An 8,289-nucleotide genomic window follows, 5' to 3' on the forward strand; every position below is an offset into this window, starting at 1 on the left:
TGCATCCGCAAAGACCCATGCTCCAAAGCTGCGCATGCCGTGTAAGACTCAAGAGTCGCCCTGGCTGCTTTGTCGGCGGGGATTTGCGAAAACGAATGAATGAAAAAGATTCGTCAAGGAAGAGTCCGCTGTGCGGACGTGCAGCCGAAGCTGACTTCGGGGAATTGCGCTACCTAAACGCGGCCTGGCTAAAGACCGGCGCGCACTATACCGGAATTCGCCGAAAAAGGGAGCTTTATTTGTCGGAAAATCCCCGCATACACCGTTGTGTCACAGGCTTTGCGGATAATCGTGCAACGGTCTATTTTTCAAAGGCCCGGCCCTGTTGGTCATGACGCTTAAACGGTTCATCTTTCAGGCCCTGACCTTCGGTCTGACTCCCCCTCCCCGCCCGAGGAAATACCCCATGAATCAACCTGATTGCAGTCGTGTCACCCGTGAACGGAGCGGTCATGTGCTGTTGATCGGGCTGGACCGGGTGGCTAAACGCAATGCGTTTGACCTCGATCTGCTCAACGCGCTGAGCCTGGCCTATGGCGAGTTCGAAGCCGACAGCGAGGCCCGCGTCGCGGTGGTGTTCGGTCATGGCGAGCACTTTACCGCCGGGCTCGACCTGGCGAGTGTCAGCGCTGCGTTGGCCGAAGGCTGGCAGGCGCCGGCCGGTGGTTGCGATCCGTGGGGAGTGTTCGTCGGGCCCAGGGTCAGCAAACCGGTGATTGTTGCGGCTCAGGGCTATTGTCTGACCATCGGCATCGAGCTGATGCTGGCCGCCGATATCAACCTCTGCGCCAGCAACACCCGTTTTGCGCAGATGGAAGTGCAGCGCGGCATCTTCCCCTTTGGCGGTGCAACCTTGCGCCTGCATCAGATTGCCGGTTGGGGCAATGCCATGCGCTGGCTGCTGACCGGCGATGAGTTCGATGCCCACGAAGCGTTGCGTCTGGGGCTGGTGCAGGAGGTGATGGCCAGCGAAGACCTGTTACCTCGTGCGATTGAATTGGCAGAACGCATTGCCCGGCAGGCGCCGCTGGGGGTTCAGGCGACCTTGCAGTCCGCGCGCCAGGCCCATCTGGAGGGCGAAACAGCGGCGGCATTGGGTTTGCCGCCGCTGGTGAAGAAGTTGCTCAACAGTGAAGACGCCAAGGAAGGCGTTCGGTCGTTGATCGAGAAACGCCCCGGAGTCTTCAAAGGGCTTTAAAAGTGTGTTGGCTGTTAGAAAGGCATCGCGAGCAAGCTCGCTCCCACAGTGGATTTTCGGTGTTCACAAAACCCTGTGGGAGCGAGCTTGCTCGCGATGAGGCCCTCACAGACAGCTCAGGTGGCGGGGCGAATCGCCTTGATCAGAGACTGCAACGAGTATCCCAACCGTGGTGCCAGTGCTTCAGCGCGGGCGGTCAGGCCTTGCATGTCCAGCTCCTGATCGAGATCGGATGGCACAATCAGGATCACGTTGCCCTCCTTCACCGGCAGCTCCCAATAATGCCGGTGATATAGCCCGCGCAGTAATGCCGCACCTAACGGCTTGCCGTCATCGGTCGCCCATTGATTGATCACCAGCCAGCCGCCCGGATTCAGGCGTTTCTGACAGTTTTCCAGAAACCCCCAGGCCAAATGACCGACACCCGGACCGACATCGGTATAAAGGTCGACGAATATCAGATCCGCCGACTCAGCCGTCTCAAGCAGCTCGAGAGCGTCGCCGATGCGGATATACAGACGAGGATCGTCGTCCAGCCCCAGGTATTCGATGGCCAGACGCGGTACGTCTGGACGCAACTCGATCGCTTCGACGTCTTCCAGCGGCAGGAACTTCAGGCACGCTTGAGTCAGGGTGCCGGCGCCCAGCCCCAGAAACAGCGCGCTGTCCGGCTGCTCATGGCACAGCGCGCCAATCAGCATTGCACGGGTGTAATCGTACTCGAGCCAGCTCGGGTCGGCGGTGAACACACAGCTCTGCTCGATGGCATCGCCAAACTCGAGAAAGCGATAATCCGCCACTTCCAGCACCCGGATCATGCCGAACTCATCGTGCACCTCGGCGAGCAGATGCTCGACGCGCTCCTCAGTCATTTTGTCTCCTGGTCGTTGTCGGGCTGATCCCCGGCAACGCAATCATTCGTTCCGCTTGGTGCGGCAAAGGCGCGATTGTCCGCCAAGCTTCGGGAACAGGTCACGCACTAATTGCTGATAACATGAAGGTCCGATCGTAAAACACTAGAGTCCATGATGAGCCAACCCTGGAGCCCTGACAGCTGGCGCGCCCTGCCGATCCAGCAACAACCCCACTACCCTGACGCTGCGCATTTGCGACAGGTCGAGGAAAGCCTCGCCAGTTATCCACCATTAGTGTTTGCCGGTGAGGCCCGGGAGTTGCGCCGTCAGTTTGCCGAGGTGACTCAGGGCCGGGCGTTTCTGCTGCAAGGTGGCGACTGTGCGGAAAGTTTCGCCGAATTCTCGGCGGCGAAAATCCGCGACACCTTCAAAGTCCTGTTGCAAATGGCGATTGTCATGACCTTCGCCGCCGGTTGCCCGGTGGTAAAAGTCGGGCGCATGGCCGGGCAATTCGCCAAGCCGCGCTCGGCCAATGACGAAACCATCAACGGCGTGACCCTGCCGGCCTACCGTGGCGACATTGTCAACGGGATCGGTTTCGACGAAAAAAGCCGCGTGCCGGACCCGGATCGCCTGTTGCAGTCCTATCACCAGTCCACCGCGACCCTGAACCTGCTGCGGGCCTTTGCCCAGGGCGGTTTTGCCGACCTGCATCAAGTGCACAAGTGGAACCTGGACTTCATCGCCAATTCGGCGCTGGCCGAAAAGTATAGCCACCTGGCTGACCGCATCGATGAAACCCTGGCGTTCATGCGCGCCTGCGGCATGGACACCTCACCGCAATTGCGTGAGACCAGTTTCTTCACCGCCCACGAAGCGCTGCTGTTGAACTACGAAGAAGCCTTCGTACGTCGCGACAGCCTGACCAACGATTACTACGACTGCTCGGCGCACATGCTGTGGATCGGCGACCGCACGCGTCAGCTCGACGGCGCGCATGTCGAGTTCCTGCGCGGGGTGAACAACCCGATCGGGGTCAAGGTCGGCCCGACCATGAACACCGAAGAATTGATTCGGCTGATCGATGTGCTCAACCCGGAAAACGACCCGGGCCGCCTGAACCTGATTGCGCGCATGGGCGCGAACAAGGTCGGCGACCATCTGCCGCAACTGATTCGTGCAGTAGAACGCGAAGGCAAGAAAGTGCTCTGGAGTTCCGACCCGATGCACGGCAACACCATCAAGGCCAGCAGCGGCTACAAGACCCGGGATTTCGCGCAGATCCTCGGCGAGGTGAAGCAGTTCTTCCAGGTCCATGAAGCTGAAGGCACCTATGCCGGCGGCATTCATATCGAGATGACCGGGCAGAACGTCACCGAATGCATCGGCGGCGCGCGGCCGATTACTGAAGATGGCTTATCGGATCGTTACCACACTCACTGCGACCCTCGGATGAATGCCGATCAGTCGCTGGAGTTGGCGTTTTTGATTGCCGAGACCTTGAAGCAGGTTCGCCGCTAAATCGGTAAACCTTGTGTTGCCTGATACACCGCTATCGCGAGCAAGCTCGCTCCCACACTAGATCTATGCTGGTCGCAAATTTGCGATTTAACTCGGTCAACTGTGGGAGCGAGCTTGCTCGCGATGGCGTCAGATCAGGCACCACCAATCTGTGTCAATGCCACCCGCAACCGCGCCGCACTGGCCCGCGGGCAATTCAACTGAATCTGTTCCAACCCCAGCCAATCGGCCATCTGCCGCAGATTCGCCGCTAACGCCTGCATCCCCTCGCCATCCAGGCCTGGTTCTTCTTCGTGTACCGCATGCACCGCCAACCGGCCCAACACCCGCTCAGCCCGCAGATCGACCCGTGCGGCAATTCGTTCGTTGTGCAAAAACGGCAGCACGTAATAGCCGTAAACCCGTTTGTCGGGTGGCGTGTAAATTTCCAGCCGATAGCGAAAATCGAACAATCGCTCGGTTCGACTGCGCTCCCAGATCAATGAATCAAACGGCGAAAGCAACGCGCTCGCCTCGACCTTGCGCGGTACTTTTGGGGTCGCCAGGCAGTACGCCGGTTGCTTCCAACCCTGCACCCGGCACACCAGCAACTCACCATTTTCAACCAGCTCGGTCAGACCGCTGCGGCATTCAGTCAGGCTCAAACGAAAATAGTCGCGCAGATCCTTTTCAGTGCCGACACCCAGCGCATTGGCGGCGTGCAGCAGCAAACCGCGTTGCGCCTCGGTTTCGCCGAGCAGCGGTTGCTTGAGAATCGATTCGGGAATCACCCGCTCCGGCAAATCGTAAAGACGCTCGAAGCCGCGACGTCCCGCCACCGTCACTTCGCCAGCCGCGAACAACCATTCCAGCGCATGCTTTTCAGCGCTCCAGTCCCACCATGGACCGGCCCGTTCCTGACGCGTCGACAAACTGCCGGCGCCGAGCGCACCCAACTCTTCAACCGAGGCCAGGACGCGGCGAATGGTCTCTTGCTGTTCGCGACCGAAACGCGCCAGTTGCTGATAAATCCCCTCGCCTTGCGCCGCGCGCTGCATGCGCCAGCGCATCAAGGGATACATCGACAGCGGCAACAACGACGCTTCATGCCCCCAGTATTCGAACAACGTGCGCCGTCGACCCTGGCTCCAGGCGGCCTGGTCGAGCAAGTCGGCGGAGTAGTTGCCAAGACGAGAGAACAGCGGAAGATAGTGCGAGCGCACCAGTGCATTGACCGAATCGATTTGCAGAATGCCCAGGCGTTCGATCAGACGGTTGAGCTGACTGGCTTTGATCGCCGCTGGCGGCTGGCGCCCGGAGAAACCCTGGGCGGCCAGCGCCAGACGCCGAGCCTGTTTGAGGGATAAGGACAGTTCTGCGGGCATGTGCATCTCCTTGTCTGCTCGCAAACTACCTCAGTGTGAAGCTGCTTGTGTAGCGGTTCGGTACTCATTTGTGCATTGGGTCATCCCAGAATGGCCGGACGACTTCATGTTCGACATCGGCGCGACTGATACCAATATCCTTGAGCGCTTCGTCACTCATGCTGGCCAGCAACGCGCGCTCACGGTGGAGTTCATGCCAGCGGACAATTTTTTCCAGCCAATGGCTCAGAGAAAACCCGTGAAACTTTCCAACCAACACAAAACCTTTTTGACCTTTCATCATCTTGCCCTCCGTTGTAGATGACTAAAGTCTCGCGCCGGAGCTAAGATCAATCCAACGAATGTTTCTTATGCAATACATCTCGGAGATTGATGAGTTGAGCCACTACCCGAGTATCGATACGGAAGTCCTGCGCACCTTCGTCGCCATTGCCGATCAGGGTGGTTTCACCCGCGCTGGCGAGTTGGTCAATCGCACGCAATCGGCGGTGAGCATGCAGATGAAGCGGCTGGAAGAGGATGTGTTGCAACGCCAGTTGTTTCAGCGCGATGGCCGTCAGGTGAAGCTGACCGCCGAGGGTCAGGTGCTGCTGGGTTATGCGCGGCGGATCCTGAAACTCCACAGCGAAGTGTTCAATACCCTGCGTGAGCCGCACATGGTTGGCACAGTGCGCATCGGCACCCCGGATGACTATGTCATGCGGTTCTTGCCGGGCATCCTCTCGCGCTTTGCCCAGGCCTATCCGCTGATTCAGATCGAAGTCCATTGCGAGTCATCCAAGCAGCTACTGCTGCGTAAGGACCTGGACCTGTCGATCGTCACCCGCGAACCCGGCAGCGAGATCGGCCAGTTGCTGCGCAAGGAACGATTTGTCTGGGCACAAGCGCAATGCTTCAGCCCCAACGAGCAAACGCCGTTGCCCCTGGCGATGTTCAACAGTGATTGTTTTTGCAGGATCTGGGCCTGCAATGCGCTGGACGCGTCAGGCCGCGATTACCGCATCGCTTATAACAGCTCGAGTTTGTCAGCACTGATGGCCGTGGTCAGCGCCGGATTGGCCGTCACCGCACAGCTGGAAAGCCTGATCCCTGCGGACATGCGCATTCTGGGCGAAGCCGAAGGCCTGCCCCTGTTGCCCGAGGCCAGCATCATGCTGGTGCGCAACCTGAACAACCCTTCGCCGATCACTGAATGCCTGGCGGAGCACATTGTCGAAGGCTTCAAACTTTAAAGGCGAGCATCACCGCACAGAGCACCAGAAAGCCGCAGAATAACCCGCGCAACATACGCTCCGGCATCGAGTGGGCAATCTTCACGCCCCAGCTGATACTCAGCAACCCGCCTGCCGCCATCGGCAGTGCGATGCTCCAGTTCACTTGATGATGGACCGCGTAAGTCACCAGCGTGACGCCGGTGCTGGGCAAGGCCAGCGCCAGTGACAGTCCTTGAGCCACCACTTGCGTGGTGCCGAACAGGCTGGTGAGCACCGGCGTCGCCACCACCGCACCGCCCACGCCGAACAACCCGCCCATGGTCCCCGATGCGGCGCCCAACACGCCTAGCCACGGCCACGAGTAACGCATCTGCGACGCGGCCGGCGCAGTGGCGATGAACATCCGCAGCAGGTTGTAGGCCGACAAGGCAATCAGGAACGCCACGAAACCAACGCGCATCACCTGTGCGTCAACGCCCACCGCCCAGATCGAACCGATCCAGGCAAAGCAGAAGCCCATCGAGGCCAACGGCAACGCGTGGCGCAGTTCGATGCGATTACGTTGGTGATAGCGCCACAGCGCCAGCATCACGTTCGGCACCACCATCACCAGTGCCGTGCCTTGAGCAATCTGCTGATCCAGGCCAAACAGTACGCCAAGCGCGGGAATCGCGATCAAGCCGCCACCAATCCCGAACACACCGCCTACAGTGCCGAGGGCAGCGCCGAGCACCAGATACATCACTAACTCAATCACAGGCGTTTCCCCTCACATCAAGCCTCGCATCCTACGCAGTCGACTCTGACAGGGAAATGCACAGCAAAGAGACTTTGGTCGGCTGTAGGCGAAAATTATCTGGCGCATTAAAGGCTCGCCCGCTAGATTCATGAAGATCAATGATCAAGGCTTGAACATGACCACCCAAAGCAACACCCCTGACAACTGCGACAACCTGTTGCTGGATAACCAGCTGTGCTTTGCCCTGCACTCCACTTCACTGTTGATGACCAAGGTTTACAAACCGTTGCTGCAAGCCCTCGGCCTGACCTATCCGCAGTACCTGGCAATGATGGTGCTATGGGAGCGCGACGGGCTGACGGTCGGAGAAATCAGCACACGCCTGCTGACCGATCCCGGCTCCCTGACGCCGTTGCTCAAACGCCTGGAAGCCGAAGGCCTGCTGAGCCGTACCCGCAGCCGCGAAGATGAACGCGTGGTGATTGTCGAACTGACCGAACAAGGTCGTGCCCTTCGGGAAAAAGCCCGGGAGGTTCCGCCGTGCATCCTTGGCGCCAGCGGCCAGACCCTGGAGCAGATGCGCAAGCTGCAAGCCGACCTGCAGAACCTGCGCAGTCATTTGCAAGACAGCCTCTAACCCTCAAACCATCAAACATCCCCTGTGGGAGCGAGCTTGCTCGCGAAAGCGGACTCACATTCAACATCGATGTTGGCTGACTGACCGTAATCGCGAGCAAGCTCGCTCCCACATTTTTTTGTGCGGCAAAATTTTTCAAAATTTATCTTGCGCGCAAAACATTAGAGAGCTACATTTATTTCGCACTTACTTAGCGCGCAAACCTTTAGCGCAAATCAATCAACTCCGAATGAGGCTCACACCATGCAAACTCTCTATACCGCCGTTGCAACCGCTACCGGTGGCCGTGATGGTCGCGCCGTTTCCAGCGACAACATCCTCGACGTAAAACTCGCCACGCCAAAAGAACTCGGCGGTGCCGGCGGTGCAGCGACCAACCCTGAGCAACTGTTCGCGGCCGGTTACTCCGCTTGCTTTATCGGCGCACTGAAATTCGTCGCCAGCCAGACCAAGCGCAAAATCCCCGACGACGCCTCGATCACCGCCCATGTCGGCATTGGTCAGATCCCTGGCGGTTTCGGTCTGGACATCGACCTGAACGTCAGCCTGCCAGGTCTGGAACACGCTGACGCCCAAGCGCTGGTCGACGCTGCGCACCAGGTCTGCCCGTACTCCAACGCCACTCGCGGCAATGTAGACGTTCGCCTGCACGTCACTGTCTGAGTGCCCGCACCCAACAGACGCGCACAAAAAAGCCCGACTCAATGGTCGTAATGCTGTTCACTTAAGCATTTGAGTCCACGCCGGGCTTCCTAGAAAATC

Annotated in this window: 9 protein-coding genes; 5 read left to right on the top strand and 4 right to left on the bottom strand. The window is 59.0% G+C overall.

Annotated elements, in window-relative coordinates; translation table 11 throughout:
- The first annotated feature begins 406 nt into the window (after nt 1–406).
- On the top strand, nt 407–1,198 hold the full coding sequence (locus BK659_RS27535; protein ID WP_123428938.1) for a crotonase/enoyl-CoA hydratase family protein: 792 nt from the start codon (nt 407–409) through the stop codon (nt 1,196–1,198).
- Nucleotides 1,199–1,314: 116 nt separating this feature from the next.
- Here the strand turns inward: BK659_RS27535 and BK659_RS27540 are convergent, their stop codons facing one another.
- Nucleotides 1,315–2,070 (bottom strand): spermidine synthase, encoded by a 756-nt coding sequence (locus BK659_RS27540; protein ID WP_123428940.1) that lies wholly within the window; start codon nt 2,068–2,070, stop codon nt 1,315–1,317.
- Nucleotides 2,071–2,226: 156 nt separating this feature from the next.
- On the opposite strand from BK659_RS27540, the gene BK659_RS27545 reads away from it, so the two are divergent.
- The gene (locus tag BK659_RS27545; RefSeq protein WP_123428942.1) at nt 2,227–3,573 is read left to right on the top strand and encodes a class II 3-deoxy-7-phosphoheptulonate synthase; all 1,347 of its coding nucleotides are present in this window, start codon (nt 2,227–2,229) and stop codon (nt 3,571–3,573) included.
- A 134-nt stretch (nt 3,574–3,707) separates the two neighbouring features.
- On the opposite strand, the gene BK659_RS27550 is transcribed toward BK659_RS27545, so the two are convergent.
- On the bottom strand, nt 3,708–4,937 hold the full coding sequence (locus BK659_RS27550) for a winged helix-turn-helix domain-containing protein (protein WP_123428944.1): 1,230 nt from the start codon (nt 4,935–4,937) through the stop codon (nt 3,708–3,710).
- A gap of 64 nt (nt 4,938–5,001) precedes the next feature.
- Entirely contained in the window at nt 5,002–5,217 is a 216-nt protein-coding gene (locus BK659_RS27555) for a DUF1127 domain-containing protein (RefSeq protein ID WP_123428966.1), read from the bottom strand.
- A 97-nt stretch (nt 5,218–5,314) separates the two neighbouring features.
- On the opposite strand from BK659_RS27555, the gene BK659_RS27560 reads away from it, so the two are divergent.
- Nucleotides 5,315–6,169, top strand: a complete 855-nt coding sequence (locus BK659_RS27560) for a LysR substrate-binding domain-containing protein (protein ID WP_185015485.1) — start codon at nt 5,315–5,317, stop codon at nt 6,167–6,169.
- On the opposite strand, the gene BK659_RS27565 is transcribed toward BK659_RS27560, so the two are convergent.
- Nucleotides 6,159–6,908 (bottom strand): sulfite exporter TauE/SafE family protein, encoded by a 750-nt coding sequence (locus BK659_RS27565; protein WP_123428948.1) that lies wholly within the window; start codon nt 6,906–6,908, stop codon nt 6,159–6,161. The two genes, BK659_RS27560 and BK659_RS27565, sit on opposite strands and share 11 nt — an antisense overlap.
- Nucleotides 6,909–7,065: 157 nt before the next feature.
- On the opposite strand from BK659_RS27565, the gene BK659_RS27570 reads away from it, so the two are divergent.
- Both BK659_RS27570 and BK659_RS27580 read left to right on the top strand, forming a co-directional pair.
- Complete coding sequence (locus BK659_RS27570) at nt 7,066–7,527, top strand: MarR family winged helix-turn-helix transcriptional regulator (protein WP_123428968.1); 462 nt, start codon at nt 7,066–7,068, stop codon at nt 7,525–7,527.
- A 243-nt stretch (nt 7,528–7,770) separates the two neighbouring features.
- A complete protein-coding gene (locus BK659_RS27580; protein WP_123428952.1) occupies nt 7,771–8,190 on the top strand; it encodes an organic hydroperoxide resistance protein in 420 nt (139 codons plus the stop codon).
- Nucleotides 8,191–8,289: the final 99 nt, after the last annotated feature.

Origin of the sequence: Pseudomonas brassicacearum (assembly GCF_003732225.1) — a bacterium.
GTDB classification, from domain to species: domain Bacteria; phylum Pseudomonadota; class Gammaproteobacteria; order Pseudomonadales; family Pseudomonadaceae; genus Aquipseudomonas; species Aquipseudomonas brassicacearum_E.